Source organism: Priestia sp. MDV22-iso46 (genome assembly GCF_058629175.1).
In genome coordinates this window covers 127,920-149,066 of record NZ_JBZVWT010000006.1, presented here as the reverse complement: position 1 = coordinate 149,066, position 21,147 = coordinate 127,920, and the positions used below count along the sequence as shown (strand labels likewise).

At 38.0% G+C, this 21,147-nt stretch carries 19 protein-coding genes; 1 reads left to right on the top strand and 18 read right to left on the bottom strand.

What is annotated here, in order from left to right; genetic code table 11:
• Positions 1 to 6: 6 nt before the first annotated feature.
• From AC4NPH_RS24200 to AC4NPH_RS24125, 16 genes are all read right to left on the bottom strand, one after another.
• Positions 7 to 1,434 (bottom strand): replication initiation and membrane attachment family protein, encoded by a 1,428-nt coding sequence (locus AC4NPH_RS24200; protein ID WP_013059431.1) that lies wholly within the window; start codon positions 1,432 to 1,434, stop codon positions 7 to 9.
• A 72-nt stretch (positions 1,435 to 1,506) separates the two neighbouring features.
• Positions 1,507 to 1,968 carry a transcriptional regulator NrdR gene (gene nrdR / locus AC4NPH_RS24195; RefSeq protein ID WP_013059432.1) on the bottom strand — a complete coding sequence of 154 codons (462 nt, stop codon included), beginning with the start codon at positions 1,966 to 1,968 and terminating at the stop codon, positions 1,507 to 1,509.
• A gap of 243 nt (positions 1,969 to 2,211) precedes the next feature.
• On the bottom strand, positions 2,212 to 2,598 hold the full coding sequence (locus tag AC4NPH_RS24190) for a hypothetical protein (protein ID WP_013059433.1): 387 nt from the start codon (positions 2,596 to 2,598) through the stop codon (positions 2,212 to 2,214).
• A 93-nt stretch (positions 2,599 to 2,691) separates the two neighbouring features.
• On the bottom strand, positions 2,692 to 3,072 hold the full coding sequence (speD, locus tag AC4NPH_RS24185; protein WP_013059434.1) for an adenosylmethionine decarboxylase: 381 nt from the start codon (positions 3,070 to 3,072) through the stop codon (positions 2,692 to 2,694).
• A gap of 425 nt (positions 3,073 to 3,497) precedes the next feature.
• On the bottom strand, positions 3,498 to 4,529 hold the full coding sequence (locus AC4NPH_RS24180; RefSeq protein WP_013059435.1) for a glyceraldehyde-3-phosphate dehydrogenase: 1,032 nt from the start codon (positions 4,527 to 4,529) through the stop codon (positions 3,498 to 3,500).
• A gap of 218 nt (positions 4,530 to 4,747) precedes the next feature.
• Positions 4,748 to 5,344 carry a dephospho-CoA kinase gene (gene coaE, locus AC4NPH_RS24175; protein WP_013059436.1) on the bottom strand — a complete coding sequence of 199 codons (597 nt, stop codon included), beginning with the start codon at positions 5,342 to 5,344 and terminating at the stop codon, positions 4,748 to 4,750.
• A gap of 23 nt (positions 5,345 to 5,367) precedes the next feature.
• Positions 5,368 to 5,997, bottom strand: a complete 630-nt coding sequence (gene ytaF / locus AC4NPH_RS24170; protein ID WP_013059437.1) for a sporulation membrane protein YtaF — start codon at positions 5,995 to 5,997, stop codon at positions 5,368 to 5,370.
• A 60-nt stretch (positions 5,998 to 6,057) separates the two neighbouring features.
• A complete protein-coding gene (gene mutM / locus AC4NPH_RS24165; protein ID WP_013059438.1) occupies positions 6,058 to 6,891 on the bottom strand; it encodes a DNA-formamidopyrimidine glycosylase in 834 nt (277 codons plus the stop codon).
• Between the two features lie 21 nt (positions 6,892 to 6,912).
• Entirely contained in the window at positions 6,913 to 9,540 is a 2,628-nt protein-coding gene (polA, locus tag AC4NPH_RS24160; protein WP_013059439.1) for a DNA polymerase I, read from the bottom strand.
• 328 nt (positions 9,541 to 9,868) lie between these two features.
• Complete coding sequence (pnpS, locus tag AC4NPH_RS24155; RefSeq protein ID WP_013059440.1) at positions 9,869 to 11,641, bottom strand: two-component system histidine kinase PnpS; 1,773 nt, start codon at positions 11,639 to 11,641, stop codon at positions 9,869 to 9,871.
• Positions 11,634 to 12,350 carry a response regulator transcription factor gene (locus AC4NPH_RS24150; RefSeq protein WP_013059441.1) on the bottom strand — a complete coding sequence of 239 codons (717 nt, stop codon included), beginning with the start codon at positions 12,348 to 12,350 and terminating at the stop codon, positions 11,634 to 11,636. The genes pnpS and AC4NPH_RS24150 overlap by 8 nt, the downstream gene beginning before the upstream one ends.
• Before the next feature lie 178 nt (positions 12,351 to 12,528).
• The gene (locus tag AC4NPH_RS24145) at positions 12,529 to 13,005 is read right to left on the bottom strand and encodes a MaoC family dehydratase (protein WP_013059442.1); all 477 of its coding nucleotides are present in this window, start codon (positions 13,003 to 13,005) and stop codon (positions 12,529 to 12,531) included.
• 133 nt (positions 13,006 to 13,138) lie between these two features.
• Positions 13,139 to 14,077 carry a malate dehydrogenase gene (gene mdh, locus AC4NPH_RS24140; RefSeq protein ID WP_013059443.1) on the bottom strand — a complete coding sequence of 313 codons (939 nt, stop codon included), beginning with the start codon at positions 14,075 to 14,077 and terminating at the stop codon, positions 13,139 to 13,141.
• Positions 14,078 to 14,105: 28 nt separating this feature from the next.
• Complete coding sequence (gene icd, locus AC4NPH_RS24135; RefSeq protein WP_255255780.1) at positions 14,106 to 15,398, bottom strand: NADP-dependent isocitrate dehydrogenase; 1,293 nt, start codon at positions 15,396 to 15,398, stop codon at positions 14,106 to 14,108.
• 75 nt (positions 15,399 to 15,473) lie between these two features.
• Positions 15,474 to 16,592: a citrate synthase gene (citZ, locus tag AC4NPH_RS24130; protein ID WP_013059445.1), complete on the bottom strand. Its 1,119-nt coding sequence runs from the start codon at positions 16,590 to 16,592 to the stop codon at positions 15,474 to 15,476.
• Positions 16,593 to 16,952: 360 nt separating this feature from the next.
• On the bottom strand, positions 16,953 to 17,414 hold the full coding sequence (locus tag AC4NPH_RS24125; protein ID WP_013059446.1) for a DUF441 domain-containing protein: 462 nt from the start codon (positions 17,412 to 17,414) through the stop codon (positions 16,953 to 16,955).
• Positions 17,415 to 17,527: 113 nt separating this feature from the next.
• Between AC4NPH_RS24125 and ytvI the strand changes: the two genes are divergently transcribed.
• On the top strand, positions 17,528 to 18,637 hold the full coding sequence (ytvI, locus tag AC4NPH_RS24120; RefSeq protein ID WP_013059447.1) for a sporulation integral membrane protein YtvI: 1,110 nt from the start codon (positions 17,528 to 17,530) through the stop codon (positions 18,635 to 18,637).
• 39 nt (positions 18,638 to 18,676) lie between these two features.
• Here the strand turns inward: ytvI and AC4NPH_RS24115 are convergent, their stop codons facing one another.
• Together AC4NPH_RS24115 and pyk are read right to left on the bottom strand one after the other, a co-directional pair.
• Complete coding sequence (locus tag AC4NPH_RS24115; RefSeq protein WP_429582122.1) at positions 18,677 to 19,072, bottom strand: FxsA family protein; 396 nt, start codon at positions 19,070 to 19,072, stop codon at positions 18,677 to 18,679.
• A gap of 76 nt (positions 19,073 to 19,148) precedes the next feature.
• A complete protein-coding gene (gene pyk, locus AC4NPH_RS24110) occupies positions 19,149 to 20,909 on the bottom strand; it encodes a pyruvate kinase (RefSeq protein ID WP_013059449.1) in 1,761 nt (586 codons plus the stop codon).
• Positions 20,910 to 21,147: the final 238 nt, after the last annotated feature.

Sequence of the window (21,147 nt, the reverse complement as noted above, 5' to 3'; positions counted from 1 at the left end):
TGCTTTTTATTCTTTATGCTTTTGTTTTAGCTCTTGATCTAACTGCTTGAGCTCTTCTTGTAGCTTTCGTTTTTCTTCTTCAAATCCGTCCACTTCTTTTGAAGGCTGCTTTTTCTCTTCTTTTTCTTCATCACTCAGCCACTCTGGCACCATTTCTTTACGCACAATTTTTCGTCCAGCCGTTTTTTTATTTTGCTTTGCTTCGGTCCAATTCTGATATTCTTTCTGTTCATTTTTAGCTAAATTCATGGCATCTTGAACAGTTTGTACCTTTTTGCGCGCCCAGTGTCCAGCAATTTTCTCTACATAGCTCTTAGATAATTTCATATCGGATCTTAGCATAACATAGTAAATAAGAACATTTACTACCCCTGGTGAAAGCTTTTGGTTAAACATCACTTCTTCGATCATTTGCAAATCTGCTTTTGAAGGCTCTGCTCCCCCGGAAAACTCGATCAAAAGCTGTCGAGGAGAAGTCACTTCAAGCTGTTGAATGAGCTGCTCTTCCTTTGTCTGCGGCTGCTTTTCCTGCATAGTACGAAGCATAGGCGGCTGAATTTGTTCGCTTAGATTTGGAAGTGCTTCTCCATTTTCAAATTGGTAAAAGGACTGTGCCGCTTTTCTAAGCAATTCAATATCAACTTGATCGTTCTCATTTAGCGAATCGAGCACCACGTTTTTCATTTGAAGAGGATCGATACCGTATAAAAAGGCTAGCTTTTCAATCGCTTGTTTTACTTTAGATGTAATAGACCTTTTCGAAATCATTGAATCTGTTAGACCTGCTAAAAATAAATCAAAATCAAAGGAATCCGGGCTCATCTCAATAGAAGCGCGTTTGGAGGAATCCACAAAGTCCGTTTGAGCATCAGGAGAAAATACATCCTTGCTTTCAGACTGAAAACTTGGAGCCAGCTCTGTTGCTTTAACTGATTTAAATACATCGTTAAATGAATGCGTCACATCTGTGAACGATTGGTCATCGACGAGTGAATCAGAAAAATAATTTTTTACTTTTTGAAAGATAGATTTTCCGAGTCGGTTATATAAATATACATTTAACACGCCATCGTTAAAAAACTGATGGGGCGTAAGAGGAGGAATGAGCTCATAAATGAACACACGAACATCATCTTCTTCCTTAATATATGTTTTTAACAAACCAATGCCTTCTAATTTTAACCGCTCATGGTAAATAGCTTTCAAATTAATTTGCATCATTGACATTAGATGATGATGCGTAGACTCTTTCCCCCATAAACGATCTTGTTCCAGCTCGCTCCATAGCGTCATATACAGACCAAAGCACGTTGTACCCACCAACGGCTGATAGAGCATGGTTAAAATCTTTCGGTCGTATTCCTGCAGTATGCCGTTCGAACGAACAACATAACGATCGACCGGTATCATTTCTTTCCAATGTTGTTCTTTCATGTCGTTCCCTACCTACTTTTAAAGTAATAGAAATGACAAAAAAAGAGCCTAAAGAATACTTCAATAGCTCTTTTACAGTCGTTCCTTCTTAATTAAATCTTTTAATTCATCAATAAATACATTGATGTCTTTAAATTGTCGGTATACAGAAGCAAATCGAACATAAGAGACTTCATCGATAGCAGCTAATCGCTCCATCACCATTTCTCCTACCACATCTGACTGCACCTCTGATGTACCCTGACTGCGCAGCTCTGTTTCAATATCGTGTACGGTATCTTCTAATTGTTTTAAGCTTACTTGGCGTTTTTCACACGCCTTAATTAACCCTCGAAGGATTTTGTCTTTGCTGAACTCTTCTCTCGCTCCATCTTTTTTTACAACAATTAACGGAAGTTCTTCTACTTTCTCAAAAGTTGTAAAACGATAGTGACACTCTTCGCATTCACGTCTTCTACGAATAGAGCGGCCTTCTTCTACAGGGCGCGAGTCCAGCACTCTCGTTCCATTGTAATGACAGGATGGGCACTTCATATTCTCAGCTCCAATAATAAACCTTGTTTTTCTTTTTATTTTCTCTTATATAAGTTAATTTCCATCTATGTTAGCCGGCTATTCGCCATTTATTATGATTTTTATCATCATTTCCTTTAACAAACACGATGCTGTATTAAAGGATTTGCTTTATTCCATCTTATAGAAAACAAGGCTTGAATACAAGTAAAGGAAAAGGAATTTCCCCATTTTATTTCCTGAAATTCAAAAATGATAAGGAACTTACGAAGAAATAGGAATAAGTTTTTGATCAAAGCTCTTATAAAGCGTACGTACAAGTTCTTTACTAAAACCAAAATCAACCGGCACCACTTTTGATTCTGTTGTAGCAGAAAAATCGATAGCGGTTTCAAGAGGACGTACGTTAATAATAGTAATCACAACAAAAGCTTTTCTTCCTTTTACAACGTTTAAGCTAATTTCTCCTCGCTCTTCATACGCAGCAAGTATCTCTATCCCTTGCATGTGCTTCAACATTTCATGAACTTGCTTAAATGCATTCCCGGCCGTTGTTTTGTAATAATGCGTTTTTAGAGTCGGATCTGAATGGTGATCGCTTGTTTCTACATGATTAGAAAATAAAGATTTAACTGCTTGTACTACCCCCATGTTGTTATCCCCTTTGTTTTTGCGTATTAAAAATTTATATACTAAAAAGAGGTGTGTAATACACCTCTTAACTTACGTAATCAATCGACACTATTAAAGTGCATTCGCTTTAGTTTGTTTTACCTGAACAGGACCCATTCCACGTGGTAATTCAATTGTTTCACGTGTCTGTGCACTTAGAGCATCTGCAATATAATCTGCTGCGATTGTAGGATCTAAATGACCACAAGTATAAACATCGATACTTGCATAACCATGCTCTGGGAAGCTGTGAATCGTTAAATGTGATTCTGAAATAATAACAACGCCACTTACACCTTGAGGTGCAAATTTATGGAACGCTACTTCGCGAACTTCCGCACCAGATTTTAAAGCTGCATCAACAAACGTTTTTTCAATATAATCAATATCATTTAACTTATCGAAATCGCATCCCCATAATTCTGAGATGACATGACGACCCATTGTTTCCATAATGATATTTCCCCCTTTAACAATTTTTAATCGTTAAACATGAAGTTCTTTCGCCATATAGCATGTTAACTACCACGGGGGAAAGTTAGTCCAAAGAGGTCCTAACCCTTTAAGTAGCCACATCACCGAAAGGTACACAAGAAGTTCACGAAACATAGTATACTTTGTTTACATTTATTTTGCAATACGTGTTTTGATTTTATTAAAGATTGTTCTTGCAGATAGACCTATACAAATTACCCCTGTATTCTCGTGAGAAAGTGTGTAAAAGCTGCTAAACGACTATTAATTTTTTATTAAAATTGAGGAAAATAAACACCCCTTTGCATGCTTATCTTATTGCTTTTCCCTATTCTTTTGAATAAAAACAAAAAAAAAACAGGGCGATAGCTCCCTGTTTTTTTTAAAAGCAATCAATAGCTTTCTTAGCTTACTCTTATTTTTGATCCATTACGCATTTCTGCAGCAATATATCTTACCAAATCGACTACGCGCTGAGAGTAGCCCCACTCGTTATCGTACCAAGCTAACACTTTAATTTTATGATCTTCCATTACGATGGTGGATAGTCCATCTACAATCGCTGAATGAGGATTTGTATTAAAGTCAATTGATACGAGTGGTTCCATTGTTAAATTTAAAATATTCTTTAATGGTCCTTCAGCAGCTTTAATAAACGCTAAATTAACATCTTCCATCGTCACAGGTTTCCTTACATCCACAACTAAATCGACAAGCGATACGTTCGGCGTTGGCACACGAAGCGCCATCCCATGAAGTTTTCCTTTTAAATGAGGAAGAACTAATGAAAGTGCCTTGGCTGCTCCAGTTGTTGTAGGAATAATTGATTGAGCACACGCACGAGCTCTTCGCAAATCTTTATGCGGATTATCGATATTCTTTTGATCATTTGTATATGCATGAACGGTCGTCATTAAACCGTTTTCAATTGTGAACGCTTCGTCTAGTACCTTGACAACTGGAGCTAGACAATTTGTCGTACAAGAGGCATTAGAAATAATGTTATGCTGATTCACATCAAACTCTCGTTCGTTTACGCCCATCACAATGGTGATATCTTCTTGTTTACCCGGTGCCGTTAAGACAACTTTTTTCGCACCTGCTTCAATATGTAACTGCGCTTTTTCTCTTGAATTAAATTTTCCCGTTGCTTCAACAACTAGATCAATCCCAAGCTCTTTCCAAGGCAAATTCAGCGGATCACGTGAATTTAATAGCTGAATTCTTTTACCGTTAACAATTAGCGCATCATCATCACATTTGACATCTCCATTAAATGGTCCGTGTATAGAGTCATATTTGATTAAATGTGCTAACGTTTCTGCTGGATAAGATGCATTTATTGCAATAATATCTAAATTTTCCTCTATAATCGCTGTGCGAAACACCATTCTTCCTATTCTCCCAAAACCATTAATGGCAATACGTGCTTTCATGGCTATACCCCTCTCTATATGTGTTATACTATTTAACTTTTTATATTGAATAGTATAACATAAATATTTAAAAAGTGAATAATATTAATTTTTTTTAATAAATTATTTTAATTAAGTTTTACTATATGTATATAGCGAGAACAGATATTTAACACATTCTTTTTTAGAAGCCCTTAAATATTCCCAATAAAAAAAGAGTGAATGCAATCATTCACTCTTTAATCTAGCCATAGGGCTAATATACTTAAAAGCTGTTGTTTTGTTTCCTCTACAGGACCGTTGTTATTGATCACCGCATCGGCTAAGGCTACTTTTTGAATCAAAGGCAGCTGTGCATGGATACGCGCATAGGCCTCCTCCGCCGAGAGGTTATTACGCGACTTTAACCTTTCTAGCTGCACAGACTCATCGACATATACAACCACTACTTTATCCACTAAGTGTGTCAAATCGCTTTCAAACAGCAGCGGAATATCTAATACAACGGCTTCGTAACCTTCCTCTATATAGCTTTCCTTTTGAGAAAGCATTTCTTTTCTTACGGCAGGATGTACAATTGCATTCAACTTTTTACGTTCTTCCTCTTGATAAAACACAATTTCCCCTAAAGCCGCTCGATTGATCTCCGCGTTCTCGTGAAGAATAGAACGGCCGAACGTCTCGACAATTTGTTTGTATGCTTCTTTTCCTGGTTCTACGACTTCTTTTGCAATGTGATCAGCGTCGATTACTGGAATATTGATATCTCGTAGCATTCCGGTTACCGTGCTTTTTCCGCTTGCAATTCCGCCCGTTAATCCAATTACAATTGACATTGGTCTCTCCTTTATCCCTTTATTTAAAATCTAAAAATACCTAAAATAATGAGCAGAACTCCTGGTACAAACGAGAACATTTTCATCCATGATAAACGTGAAAAAACCTTGCCAAACTGTATGCCCGCACTTAAAAAAAGAGAACTCATAAGAGCTACAGCAATTGCTAGAGCATACGGCGAATAACCTAATAAAGCCGCTCCAAACCCTGCTCCAAATGCATCCAGAGATAATGCAATTCCAAGTATAAATGCTTCAATTCCATTGATGGAACCTGAATTATCTAAATCTGCTGCAATTGGCTTTTTCAATACGTTGATGACTAGGCCAATTGACTTAATTTCAATTTTCACTAATGTTTTTTCTTCTTTCACTCGAGATGAATTTGCCGGACAAAAAAACTGGTATAAAATCCACATCCCAAGCAGAACAAGAATACCTCCGCCTACTTTATTTAGTACATCCACTGAAAATAGATGCGTAAGTACTTTTCCTAAAAACATAGAAAACATTAAAGAAAATGCTGAGCAACATGAAATAATAAAAATGGATTTCAGCGGGATTTTCACCTTTCGAAGTCCGTATGTCAGGCCAACGCTAAAGCTGTCAAGACTTACGGCAAAAGCAAGAATAAGTAAAGAAAATGTTATCATGATGAGAGGACTCCTTTCCTTTCTGTCTATACGTAGTATATGAAAGGAGCCCATCCATTGTTATTTTTTAGCCGGCTGACAATTTGGGCAGATATGTGTTCCTCTACCGCCTACAACAAATTTTTCAATTGGAGTACCGCACATTTTACAGGATTCGCCTTTTCTTCCGTACACATAAAGCTGCTGCTGAAACATGCCTATTTGTCCCTGTGTGTTTACATACGTGCGAATTGTGCTGCCTCCTTGCTTCACAGCTTCTTGAAGAGTCGCTACAATTTCTTCGTACAATTTTTCATACTCTTCGTCTGTTAATTGGCTGGCCACTCGTTCAGGATGAATCCCTGCGCGAAACAGTGCTTCATCTACATAAATATTTCCCAGCCCAACCACGACATTTTGATCGAGTAAAACCGGCTTGATTTTTCGAGAGGTTTTGCCGATTCTCATTTTTAATTGACTAGGATTAAATGTTTCGTCAAACGGTTCAGGTCCAAGGCCAATAAGAGGAGGAAACAGATCTTCCTCTCCCTTTTTAAATAAGTGCATAGTACCAAACTTCCTTACATCCCGGTATCGCAATTCCGTTCCATCCGTGAAGTGAAAAAAGACGTGTACATGCTTATCTGGTTCTTCTGCATTCTCATGGAGAGCATATTTCCCTTCCATGCGCAAATGAGAAACCATCGTATAATCATCGAGCACAATTTTCAAAAACTTACCTCTGCGTTCAACATCTCGAATGGTTTGTCCAACAAGCGCATCACAAAACTGTTCAACTTGTTCAGGACGTTTGATAATATTAGGCCATTTAACTGTTACACGCTCAATGGTCTTTCCACTGGCTAATTCAATTAACGTACGTCTGACGGTTTCAACTTCTGGTAATTCTGGCACGTTTTTCACATCCTTTTTCCACTACTTTGCTTCGTACCAAGTCTTTCCGTAAGAATAATCTACTTTCAACGGAACTTCTAGCTCTAAAGCGTTCTCCATTACTTCTGGTACGATTTTCTCTAAAATTTTAATTTCTTCTTCTGGGGCTTCAAAAATCAGCTCATCGTGTACTTGAAGCAGCAGCTTAGCCTGAAGATTTTCATCTTTTAAGCGCTTATCCATTTCAATCATTGCTTTTTTAATAATATCAGCTGCCGTCCCTTGGATAGGCGTATTCATAGCCGTACGCTCAGCAAAGCTGCGGAGGTTAAAGTTTCGGCTCGTGATTTCAGGCAAGTAACGTCGGCGGTGCAAGAGCGTTGTTACATATCCCTTTTCTTTTGCATCGCGTACAATCGTATCCATATACTCCTGTACACCAGGGAAGCTTTTTAAATAGCGCTCAATAAAAGTAGCCGCTGCTTTTCTTGTAATTCCTAAACTTTGCGATAAACCGTAATCACTGATGCCATAGACGATTCCAAAGTTAACTGCTTTAGCCTGGCGGCGCATATTCGACGTTACTTCTTCTCTTTCGACGTGGAACACATCCATCGCTGTTTTCGTATGAATATCTAAGTCATGCTTAAACGCATCGATTAGCTTTTCATCATCTGCAATATGAGCCAGTACGCGCAGCTCAATTTGTGAATAATCCGCCGCAAATATTAACCAATCAGGCTGTGAAGGCACAAACGCACCTCTTATTTTTTTACCTTCTTCAAGACGAATCGGGATGTTTTGCAAGTTAGGATCTACTGAGCTTAACCTCCCCGTTTGAGTTAACGTTTGATTAAAGCGGGTATGAACTTTTCCATCGCTTTCATGAATAACCTTTTTTAATCCTTCAATATACGTAGACTGTAATTTTCCTAGCTGACGGTATTGTAAAATCTCTGGGATAATATCATGGGTACTAGCTAATTGCTCTAATACATCGGCTGATGTGGAATAGCCTGTTTTTGTTTTCTTTATGACTGGAAGCTGCATTTTTTCAAAAAGAACAACTCCTAGCTGCTTTGGCGAATTAATATTGAATTCTTGTCCAGCGTATTCGTAGATTTTCGCTTCAATTTTTTCAAGCTGCTCTCGAAGATCTTCGCCCATTTCATCCAAACGCGCGCGGTCAATTTTCACCCCTTGATATTCCATATCAGCAAGGACAATGGCAAGAGGCATTTCAAGCTTCTCAAACAGCTCAAACTGTTCATTTTCAACCAATTCTTTTTCTAACACTTCTTTTAAATAAGCTACGGCGGCTGCTTTTCTTATAACATGCTCAGCTAGCTGAGCAGCTTCCGCAATGCTTCGCTTAGCTCCTTTTCCATACACAGCTTCATCTGATTGCACTTGATGGTATCCTTTTAATTTTGCAATTGTCGCTAGGTCATCATTTGCCTCAGCAGGATTCAAGATGTAAGAAGCAATCATTACATCATGTTCAATTCCTTTAATTTCATGCCCCGCCCATTTTAACGATACAATCGTACGTTTCCCATTAAACACAGTCTTTTTTACACGTCCATCTTCTAACCATGCTTTAAATTTAGAAGATGAAAGAGCTGTATCTTTATCAATAAAATAGTGGCCATTCTTGTTGCTGATTCCAAAACCGAGCAGCTGATTGTGATGGTAGTTTTCTTCATACCCTTCTACGATCAGAGCTGCTTCGCTTGTTAACATATCATCGTGAACTTCCTGCGCTATTTCAAACGTCAGTTCTTCAAAATCTGCTTCCTCTTCTGCTGATTCACCAAATTTAGCAAGCAGAGAATTAAACCCAAGCTCTTTAAATAATGAGATGACCTTTGAAGATTCAAACCCGTCATACTTTGCATCTTCTACAGATACTTCAAGAGGCGCTTCGCAATAAATAGTTGCAAGCTTTTTACTCATGATGGCTGATTCACGATTATCTTCTAGCTTTTCTTTTAATTTTTTACCGCTGACTTGATCGATAGATTTCAATACATTTTCAACCGTTTCGAACTCTTTTAATAGCTTTAAGGCTGTTTTTTCGCCGACTCCGGGCACGCCTGGGATATTATCCGAGCTGTCCCCCATAAGGCCCTTCATATCAATAATTTGTGCAGCCGTAATACCATACTTTTCATCAATGGCTGCAGGCGTATAGGAATCGACATCCGTAATTCCTTTTCTCGTAATATCTACGGTTACATGTTCTGACACAAGCTGAAGTAAATCTTTATCCCCGGAAATGACTTTTACGGCCATTCCTTTTTTTTCAGCTTGTTTTGAAAGCGTACCGATAATATCATCTGCTTCATAATCAGGCAGTTCATAGCGCTTAATCCCATATGCATCTAATAACTCACGAATAAAGGGAAACTGCTCTGAAAGTTCAGGAGGCGTCTTTTGTCTGCCTCCTTTGTATTCTGTAAATGTTTTGTGGCGAAACGTTGTTTTCCCTGCATCAAATGCCACAAGTAAATGCGTCGGCTTCTCTTCCTCTAAGATACGTGTCAGCATTGTAGTAAAGCCATATATGGCATTTGTATGTATTCCTTTATCATTGTTTAAAAGCGGCAAAGCAAAAAATGCACGGTAGGCAATACTATTCCCGTCAATTAATACTAGTTTTTGTGTCATTCATGTTCCTCCATTTCGCTCTCTTCTTATCTTACCTTTATTTTAACAAACAATAAGCTTTAAGGACAAAAAGTAATCTTGAGTTCAACGTTTTATTTTCATGTGGTGATAAGATCTGTACATCATAAAATAAAAACACCGCCTAGTTATTTTAGGCGGTGTAACATGTGAATGGATAGAAATTGTCAAAAAGAATCGGCGAAAATAGCACGGTTAAAGCTATTTTCGCCTTACACATTGGCTCCTTGGATGAAGGGGTTTCCATGAAAAATTGTATCAATTAATTATTAAGCTACATTAAATAAATTGTAAAAGGAACGTAAACATTTTACATCTGCGGCAAATACTTGTGCAGCTTCACTGAAAAAGTTGTCCCTTTATTGACTTCACTTTTCACTTCAATTTCCCCTCTATGAGCTTCAACAAGATGTTTAACAATTGCTAATCCAAGACCTGTTCCTCCGGAATTACGGCTTCTTGCCTTATCTACTCGGTAAAAGCGCTCAAAAATACGTGAAATTTCATCAGAATCAATACCGATACCTGTATCTTGAACATGAACCGTAATCGTTTCTTCTTCCTCTTCAAGCGAAACGTGAACAGTTCCTCCAGGCATTGTATACATGAGCGCATTGCCGATTAAGTTAACAAACACTTGCATAAGGCGCTGACTGTCACCATCAATCCACGCTTCTTCAGGAAGCGTATCTAACGTTAGCGTGATTTCTTTTTCAGTTGCTCGGTTTGATAGCACTGTCGTCACTTCGTAAAGAAGCGTATTCAAATCTACTGAATGAATGCTTAGTTTAAAGCCTTGCTGTTCAACTTTAGACAAATCTAAAAGATCTTGAATCAAGCTCTCCATGCGCTGACTTTCCGTTAAAATGATAGATAGAAACTGCTGGCGCAGCTGTGGATCTTCCATGGCACCGTCTAACAATGTCTCACTAAACCCTTTTATAGACGTAATAGGAGTTTTTAGTTCATGAGACACATTCGCTACAAAGTCACGGCGAACTTGTTCTAGTTTTTTTAGCTCGGTAATATCATGGAAAACAAGCACAATCCCTTTCCATTCATCATTTAAGCCAATAATCGGCGCTCCATAAACATCAAAATATCTTCGTTCAATATTTAAAGGCAGAACCACTTGTTTTCGAACCTTTACTTCCGTCATAAATATTTTTTCCACAAGCTTAATGATTTCTTTATGCTCAAATACCTCGTAATACAAATGATAAAGGAAGTCATCCGGATGTATATGAAACTGCTCTTTATAAGCTCGATTCACTAAGTTTATATAGCCTCGACTATCGATAAGAAGCATGCCGCTTCCCATATTTTCAATTAGCGTGCGCAGCCTGTCCTGCTGCATTTCTTGATTAGTGATAGACTCTTGCAGATTACGAGCAAGTGCGTTAATAGACTGACTCAGCATCCCTGTTTCATCTACATAATCTTCATATGTACGAGCTTTATAATTCCCTTTTGCAAGTTCCATAGCCACCTTGGTTGCCGATTCAATAGGACGGGTATAGCGTCCCATAATCTTTACACCTAAGAGTAAAATCACAATCAAAGCTAGACCTAAGCTTCCAATAAGAAGGCCCCAAATTTGCTGATTTACTTGTTTTAATGAATCAAACGATGTACTTAGCACAACAAATCCCTCTTGCTTACCTTCTATAATCAGCGGGATACCATAGTAATATAAGTCATAATCTTCTTTAATTTGATCAAAGCTTTTTTTACTGTTTAACTGCTTTTTTAATACTTGTTGGATTACGATACTTTTTTCGATTCTTTGCTGCTTGCTGCCTGGATTTGAGTCAACTAATATTTTTCCGTCTTTTTGAACGATAGTCGTTCTTACACTTAACGAATGGCTGATTTGATCAACTTTAGATTTTAAAGCAGGACTTGTGATACCTTCTTCGCTAATGTACATTTCTACAAGCTTTGCCTCTTTTTCCATTCGCTCTTGAAACGTCTGAAAATAAAAGTTTTTAAACAACTGTCCCAGCAGCAGGCCAAGACCTACTAATACAATAATAATAAGTACTAATAGAGCCAAAAGTAGCCTTGAACGAAATTTATTCATCTACCTTTGGTTCCTCCAGCTTATATCCTAATCCTCTAATCGTTTTTATATAAACAGGTTTTCGCGTATTTTGTTCAATTTTCTCACGCAAATGGCTGATGTGCACATCTACAATTCGCGTATCTCCGGCAAAATCATAATTCCACACTGCACTTAGCAGCTGATCACGAGTTAATACCCGTCCTTTGTATTTTGCCAAATATAATAACAACTCAAATTCTTTTGGAGTAAGCTCAAGCTGCTCTTGATTAAAGTAGGCCTCATAATGATCTGGAAGAATTTTTAAATCACCGATCATGATGCGCTCGCCATCTTCCTCTTGTTCATTTTCCTGAGCAATGATTTGTGTTCTGCGTAAAATGGCTTTTACACGTGCTACTACTTCTCGAGGGCTAAATGGTTTCGTCATGTAGTCATCTGCGCCAAGCTCTAGCCCTAATACTTTGTCGAACTCATCGTCTTTTGCAGTTAACATTAAAATAGGCGTCATCACTTTTTGCTGACGAAGCTTTTTACAAACTTCAATTCCATCCATCTTAGGAAGCATCAAGTCTAACACAATTAAATCCGGTTTTCCTTCTAGTGCCTTGTTGTATCCTTCTTCCCCGTCTTCAGCTGTTTCTACTGTAAAGCCAGCTTGTTGTAAATTATATTGTAATAATGTTGAAATTGATTGTTCATCATCTACGACTAATAATTTCTTACTCATATTAACGATATAAGCCTCCATCTAGTTAAATTAAACCGCAGCTTCATCCAAATGATATTATTTTCTATTTATCTTCTCTTATCATACAATGTTTTAGCCTCGTTCTCCAATACATTTCAACATTTTCAGAAAATATGATCAAACAGTTTCTTCTATATTTATAAATATTTAAGGCGTTTTAAAAATTTTCAAAGTCGTGTGTCTCTACTGATGGAAGTCTAAACGGCGGATACACAAGAAACCGCGCCGTTACTACTTTCTCATTTTGCTCATTGACCGCTTCCACCTCAACCGTAACAGTTCTAGAAGAAACATCTACCTCTGTCACTTCAAATAAAAATTCAATCGTGCTATAATGATGAATCTTTTTGGGGAAGGCTACCGTATGTTCTGCAACGTGGCTTCCAGGTCCGGGCAAATACTTTGAAATGGCTGCTGTCATAATACCGGTAATCATAATACTTGGCACAATAGGTTTTTTAAAAGGGGTCTGAGATGCGTAATCATGCTGAATGTATAAAGGGTTAGAATCATTTGTCAGCCCTAAGTACAATAAGATATCCTTATCTTCAATTCGTTCCGTTAGCGTTAATTTTTCTCCAACTTTTATATCTTCAATACTTCGGCCTATTTTTTGTTTTTTACCTAATACCATCATCATTCCACCTTTTGTATAAAGTAATAGCTTTTCTTTATATACAAGAAAAATTCGAGGTTTCCCTCGAATTTTCCTTGTGACTATTGTTTGAATATTGATAAAAACCTATACTCAAACCTATTTTATTGTATTAAGCTAATACACCCATGACAGTTTTAACTGATTTTGCTGATTGATCTAACGCAGCTTTTTCAGAATCAGTCAGTTCTAATTCAATTACCTGCTCAATTCCTGCAGCTCCTAATACGGTTGGAACACCTAAGTAGATGCCGTTATAACCATATTCACCCTCTAGGTAAGCAATCGCTGGTAAAATACGACGCTGATCTTTTAAGATCGCTTCTGTCATTTCCACTAAGGAAGCAGCAGGCGCGTAGTATGCACTTCCGTTACCTAATAAGTTAACGATCTCGCCGCCGCCTTTGCGTGTTCTTTCAACAATTGCTTCAAGACGCGCTTTTGGAATAAGCGTTTCAAGAGGAATACCGCCAGCATATGAGTAGCGTACAAGAGGTACCATATCGTCGCCATGTCCACCAAGTACAAAACCTGTGATATCTTTTACTGAAATGTTTAACTCCTGCGCTACGAACGTACGGAAACGTGCAGAATCTAATACGCCTGATTGACCGATTACGCGGTTTTTAGGAAAACCAGATTCTTTAAATACTGTATACGTCATAGCATCTACCGGGTTTGTCAACACGATGATGTGACAGTTTGGCGAGTATTTAACAACTTCTTGAGTAACAGACTTCATGATTTTTTGGTTCGTTGTTACTAAATCATCGCGACTCATACCTGGCTTGCGCGCGATACCAGCTGTAATAATGACAATGTCAGAATCAGCTGTGTCTTCGTAGTTGGCTGTTCCTGTAATGTTAGCGTCAAAGCCTTGTACAGGACTTGCTTCTAACATATCCAGCGCTTTACCTTTAGCTGGATTTTCTAATTGCGGAATATCAACTAATACAACATCAGCTAATTCTTTTTGACCAATTAAAAAAGCAGTTGTAGCTCCTGTAAAGCCCGCTCCGATAACAGATACTTTTTTACGCATATTTGCCATTATAATTCCTCCCCTAAATGAATAGCTATTAAACTGTTACTTGTTTTCCTAGATTGCTAATTAATTCATCAGCAAACTCTGAACACTTCACTTCTGTTGCGCCGTCCATTAAACGTGCGAAATCATATGTTACTACTTTTGAAGCAATTGTTTTTTCCATTGATTTCATGATTAAATCCGCTGCTTCATTCCAGCCAAGGTGTTCAAGCATTAACACACCTGATAATAATACAGAAGATGGGTTTACTTTATCTAAACCAGCATATTTAGGTGCTGTACCGTGAGTTGCTTCAAAGATAGCATGTCCAGTTTCGTAGTTGATATTTGCCCCTGGAGCAATTCCGATACCACCAACTTGTGCTGCTAATGCATCTGAAATGTAATCTCCATTTAAATTCATTGTTGCTACTACATCGAATTCACGTGGACGAGTTAAAATTTGTTGTAAGAAGATATCTGCAATTGAATCTTTTACAATAATTTTTCCTGCTGCTTCCGCTTCTGCTTGAGCTTTGTTTGCAGCCTGTGCACCTTCTTTTTCAACGATGCGGTCATATTGAGCCCAAGTAAATACTTTATCGCCGAATTCTTTTTCAGCTAGCTCATAGCCCCAATTTTTAAATGCGCCTTCTGTATATTTCATAATGTTACCTTTGTGTACAAGCGTAACAGACTTGCGGCCTTGTTCAATTGCATAGTTGATTGCTGCACGCACAAGACGCTCTGTTCCTTCAGAAGAAATAGGCTTAATACCTAATCCAGAAGTTTCAGGGAAACGGATTTTATTTACGCCTAATTCCGTTTGTAGGAATGAAACAAGCTTTTGTACTTCTTCAGAACCCTTCGCATATTCAATACCAGCATAAATATCTTCAGTATTTTCACGGAAGATAACCATATCTGTATCTTCAGGGCGCTTAATTGGAGAAGGTACGCCGTCAAAGTAGCGAACAGGACGTAAGCATGTGAATAAGTCTAATTCTTGACGCAATGCCACGTTTAGAGAACGAATTCCACCGCCTACTGGTGTTGTTAATGGTCCTTTGATTGCAATTATGTATTCGCGAATTGCATCTAACGTTTCTTCCGGTAACCATTCGCCAGTTTGATTAAATGCTTTTTCACCTGCTAATACTTCTTTCCAAACGATTTCTTTTTCACCATTGTATGCTTTTGCAACCGCTGCTTCTAATACGCGAGAAGCTGCTGCCCAGATATCCGGACCAATTCCGTCACCTTCGATAAATGGAATGATTGGGTTATTTGGTACGTTTAATACGCCGTTTGCTACAGAAATTTGTTCACCTTTTGTCATGAGAATGACCTCCTTAAAAAATTTGTCTACTTTCACTTATGGAAAAGTGCTCAACGAACGTGAGCACCTTCGTCACATTGTTTAGCTGCGCTCTTCAAGCGGAATGTACGTTTGTTTTCCAGGACCGATATAATCAGCTCTTGGACGAATCAAACGATTGTTTGAATACTGCTCTAAAATGTGAGCAATCCATCCTGATACGCGGCTTACGGCAAAGATCGGAGTAAATAGATCGTGATCAATCCCTAAGCTGTGGTATACAGAAGCTGAATAGAAATCAACGTTTGGCGGAAGCTTTTTCTCGCCTGTTACGATCTCTTCAATTTTCACTGACATATCGTATAGCGTTGTATCTCCTGCTTGTTTGGTAAGTTTTTCAGACATTTCTTTCAAGTGCTTGGCACGAGGATCACCCTGCTGATACACACGATGTCCAAATCCCATAATCTTTTCTTTTTTCGCGAGCTTTTCGCGAATATAAGGTTCCGCGTTTTCAACTGTTTGAATGTCAGACAACATTTTCATAACAGCTTCATTCGCTCCCCCGTGAAGAGGACCCTTTAACGCTCCAATAGCGGCTGTAATTCCTGAATAAATATCGGATAACGTTGCCACACAGACACGAGCTGTAAAAGTTGAAGCATTTAGCTCATGGTCAGCGTGTAAGACAAGTGCTTTATCAAATGCCTCTACTTGGATATCAGTTGGCTCTTCGCCGGTTAACATATATAAAAAGTTAGCGGCAATGCTATAGTTTTCGTTTGGTTCAATTGGCTCTAATCCGTTACGGACTCTTGAAAAAGCCGTTACCACCGTTGGTAATTGGGCTTGCAAACGAACAGCTTTGCGATAATTTGCTTCTTCATCCATTAAATCAGCTTCAGGATCGTACAACCCCAATAGTGATACGACTGTTCTTAAAGCTGCCATTGGATGAACATCTTTAATTGGATAAGTTTTGAAATGCTCTAAGACTTCTTGGGGTAATTTAGCGTTTTCTGCTAGTAATCTAGAAAACACAGATAATTCTTCTTTGTTAGGTAATTTTCCGTGCCATAGTAAATACACCACTTCTTCAAATGTTGCATAATTCGCTAAATCATCAATATTGTAGCCTTGATATGTTAAAGTGTCATCAATAATTGAACTTACTGCTGACGTTGTAGCGACTACCCCTTCTAGACCTCGAGTTGCTGTCATAAATCTCCACTCCTTTACAGAAAAAATTCCCCATACCTTTCTGTGTAAAACGTGAAAAACAAAATTGAGCCTCTGCTCAACTAGACATTAAATGATATACGAAGCGCCTCTTTTGAATATATATCTTGGAAGAACATTTCTTCACCCCACGCAAAGAAAATGCTTACATTTCCATTTGTTTCAATAACACACAAAATCAAAACATCTGCATGTGTCATTGCTTTGTTACAGCCCTATAGGTAAAACATACAATTGTATGTAAAAAGATGCGGCCTCAAAATATATTATAAACAATTATCTGACTTTTGTGAATCAAAAGAGAGAAGAAATTTTAAAAAAATTATTATTATACAAAAATTTCTACGAAAAAAGTTCAGTTAATTTCATAAATAAATAAGCGATTCCAGCACCGATTAACGGACCTACTGCTACCCCTTGAAACAGCGCCACAGCAAGAATTGTGCCAAAAACTAAAGCGGTCGTAATATGCGGATCATCTTCCAAGAGTGTAAGTCCATATTTAGCAATAATTGCCACAGCAATTCCGGCCCCTAGAGCAATCCAGGCATAAGAAGATTTCACGGCCTCTCCTAATTGTTTGAATCCTATGTCTCCTGTTGCAATTGGCACAAGAACAGCAATTGTAATAACCGTTACTCCAATATTAATTCCTTTTGATTGTAGAAACGGAAAAACCTTACCGTCTAACCCGATTAATTTTAAAATAAGTAAAAATGCAACTGCAATGATTAATGATTGATTTTTAGCCACTAATCCAATTACGAGTAAAACAGCTAAAAAAAGCATGGGTTGTGAGAACATTTTACTCATCCTTTCTTTTTTTATTGTGATAAATCTAAAGCGTATTACGTAAATATTTTATGAGTAGCTTTTTCTTTTGTTGACTATCGTTTACAAGGAGGCCTCTATTTATTGTGTACAAGCTTCATTTACATCGACTATTTCGCTTAGCTTGTGTGTTGACAATTATTGCAGCATCTATATTTCTTAGTTATTATGTCTCTTCTCTCATATATCCATTTATTATCGCCTGCTGCATCGCTTTTTTTATAAATCCTATGGTTAATCTATTTGAATTGAAGCTGCGCTTACCCCGCTACTTAGCTGTTTTACTGTCAATGGTTCTTATCTTCTCTCTTTTAGCCGGACTTATTACGTTACTTATCACAGAAATCATTGCAGGAAGTACGTATTTAGCGAAAGTTGTTCCCACAAATTTCAAAGAAGTGGTCATATTTATTGAAAATATTGCTACAGAACAAATACTTCCGTTTTATGAACGCATTACTTCTATGTTTAATAACTTAAATACCGGTCAGCAAGCAACTATTTTATCGAACATTAAAGGGGTAGGCAACCATATCGCTCAAACGGTGGGCGATTTTTTGCAAAATGTATTGCAAAGCATCCCAGTACTTTTATCCGTATTGCCTAATGCAGCTACTGTGATTATTTTTTCATTACTGGCTACTTTTTTTATTAGTAAAGATTGGTACAAGCTGATGGCTAAAAGCAGCGTGTTTATTCCTAAAAAAGTAAGGGAAAATGGACAGACAGTTGTTGTGGAGCTTAAAAATGCACTGTTTGGTTTTATTAAAGCTCAGCTTACGCTTATTTCGATTACCACAATCATCGTTCTTTTTGGTTTACTTGTTCTTAGGGTTGATTATGCTATTACAGTCGCTTTATTGATTGGCTTAGTAGATATTCTTCCTTACCTCGGAACAGGACTGGTTTTTGTTCCTTGGATGATTTATGCCTTTGCCACAGATAACGTGTCATTTGCTGTAGGGCTTTCGGTACTATATGCTGTAGTACTTGTGCAGCGACAAATTATGGAACCAAAAATTTTGTCATCAAGCATTGGTCTTGATCCTCTCGCTACATTAATTGCTTTATTTGTAGGATATCAATTGATTGGATTTTTCGGATTAATAGTTGGCCCTGTTATTCTTGTTATTCTAAAAACACTTCATACAACGGGGGTTTTTAAAGAAACGTGGCAATTTATTATAGGAAAATGAAAAAGTGTGTGAAAGAAGCTTCTTTCACACACTTTCTAGTTAACGAATAATCGTCATTCGATTACGTCCTTGAAAAAATCTTCTTAGCCACGTTAAAAGAAAAGGCTTAACGATTCTGCGTGTAAACGGCAGTAAAAAGATAAAGCCTACAACATCTGTCAAGAAGCCTGGAAACAGCAGAAACAGTCCGCCAAATAGTACACACATACCATCAAAGATTTCACCGCTTGGAACATGTCCCTGGCTCATCTGACGCTGTGCCTTTTGAAAAAGAGATGTTCCTTGTTTTTTCGCTAGAAACGCACCCATAAAACTGGTAGCAATAATCAGTAAAAATGTTGACATTACACCAATGAGATGACTTGAATAAATCAAAATCATTACCTCAACAGCAGGTACAATAAGAAGGAGCGGAAGAAGCTTCCTCACCATCATCACCTCTTCGCTTATTGAATTGCCTAAACAAAAAGAGAAGGATTACCCTTCTCTTTTTTCTATCATCTACGTGTTCTTACAGTACGCTTGCGTGTCCGTTGTATACGACACCACGTGAAGCATCAACTGTAATATCTTGATCTTCTGAGAATACGCTTGTTGCGTTTTCTACGCCTACAATGACAGGAATGCTTAAGTTTAACCCTACTACAGCTGCATGGCTTGTTAGACCGCCTTCTTCTGTAATAAGAGCTCCAGCTTTTTCGATTGCACTGATCATATCGCGATCTGTGCTGTTTGTAACAAGGATAGCACCTTCAGTCATTTTTGCATTTGCTTCTTCAGCAGTTTTAGCAATAACTACTTTACCAACTGCTGCTTTACGACCAATTCCTTGTCCTTTAGCAAGAACGTCACCTACAACTTGAACTTTCATTAAGTTCGTTGCACCTGATTCTCCAACTGGAACACCAGCTGTAATAACCACTAAGTCGCCGTGTGCTACAACGCCTGTTTTCACTGCGTCATTTACAGCGTGATCTAACATATCGTCAATTGTATTTACGCGCTCACCAACAACTGGTGTAACACCCCATACTAGAGACAGACGACGTGCAACAGAATCGTTTGCTGCAACAGCTACGATTGGAGATTGCGGACGATATTTAGAAACGATTTTCGCTGTATAACCACTTTCTGTTGGCGCTACGATTGCACTAGCGTTTAAGTTAAGCGCTGTGTGTACAACAGATTGTCCAATTGCATCTGTAATAGATGGGCCAACTTGCTTGCTGCGCTGTTGTAAAATCTCAGAGTAGTTTAGAGCTTGCTCAGCACGAGAAGCGATTGAATGCATTGTTTGTACAGCTTCAACTGGGTAAGAACCTGCAGCTGTTTCACCAGATAACATAATTGCATCTGTACCATCAAAGATAGCATTGGCAACGTCACTTGCTTCCGCACGAGTCGGGCGCGGGTTGCGTTGCATTGAATCAAGCATTTGTGTAGCTGTAATAACTGGTTTGCCAAGCGCATTACATTGTTTGATTAGATCTTTTTGTACTAATGGTACTTCTTCAGCAGGAATTTCTACTCCTAAGTCACCACGAGCAACCATTAAACCGTCTGAAACTTCAAGAATTTCCTTGATGTTATCTACGCCTTCTTGGTTTTCGATTTTTGAGATGATTTGAATGTGAGCTGCATTGTGTTTTTCTAGTAGTTCACGAATTTCTAATACATCAGATGCGCGACGCACAAAAGAAGCAGCGATAAAATCAATGCCTTGTTCGATACCGAATACAATATCGCTTGCATCTTTTTCAGTGATACCAGGAAGGTTTACACTTACATTTGGCACGTTTACACCTTTTTTATTTTTTAATGTACCAGGGTTAAGTACTTTTGTTTTGATTTCACCATCAGTTTTATTGATGTCTAGTACTTCAAGACCGATTAAACCGTCATCTAAAAGGATTTTTGATCCTACGTGTACGTCATCGATTAGACCTGGATATGTAATTGAGAATTTTTCAGTTGTTCCCACTACTTCTGTCATAGAAACAATGATTTCAGAGCCTTCTTCTAACTCAATTGCACCATTTTCCATTGTATTTGTACGAATTTCAGGTCCTTTTGTATCAAGTAAGATACCTACTGTTTTACCTGTTTGTTTCGCAGCTTCACGAATGTTAACAATACGTGCACCGTGCTCTTCAAAGTCACCGTGAGAGAAGTTTAGACGACAAACGTTTAAGCCTGAGTTAATTAGTTCAACTAATTTTTCTACACTTTCACTCGCTGGTCCAATAGTACATACAATTTTAGTTTTACGCATTCAAATTTCCTCCTATATATTTACTATTTACTCTTTAGATAGGGCAAATAGCTATTTCTTTTACTAACCTTGTACTAGCAGGCTATGAACAAATATTTTGTTGCCCTGACTTGTTCACCTTGCTTTACGTGTAACTTATGAAATACCTACGTAGCGCTGAATCAAATAGCAAACAAATAAACAGCACTTTAACGATGAATTTCTTCATCGTTTGCTTCTTGTTTTACTATTCCCTGCA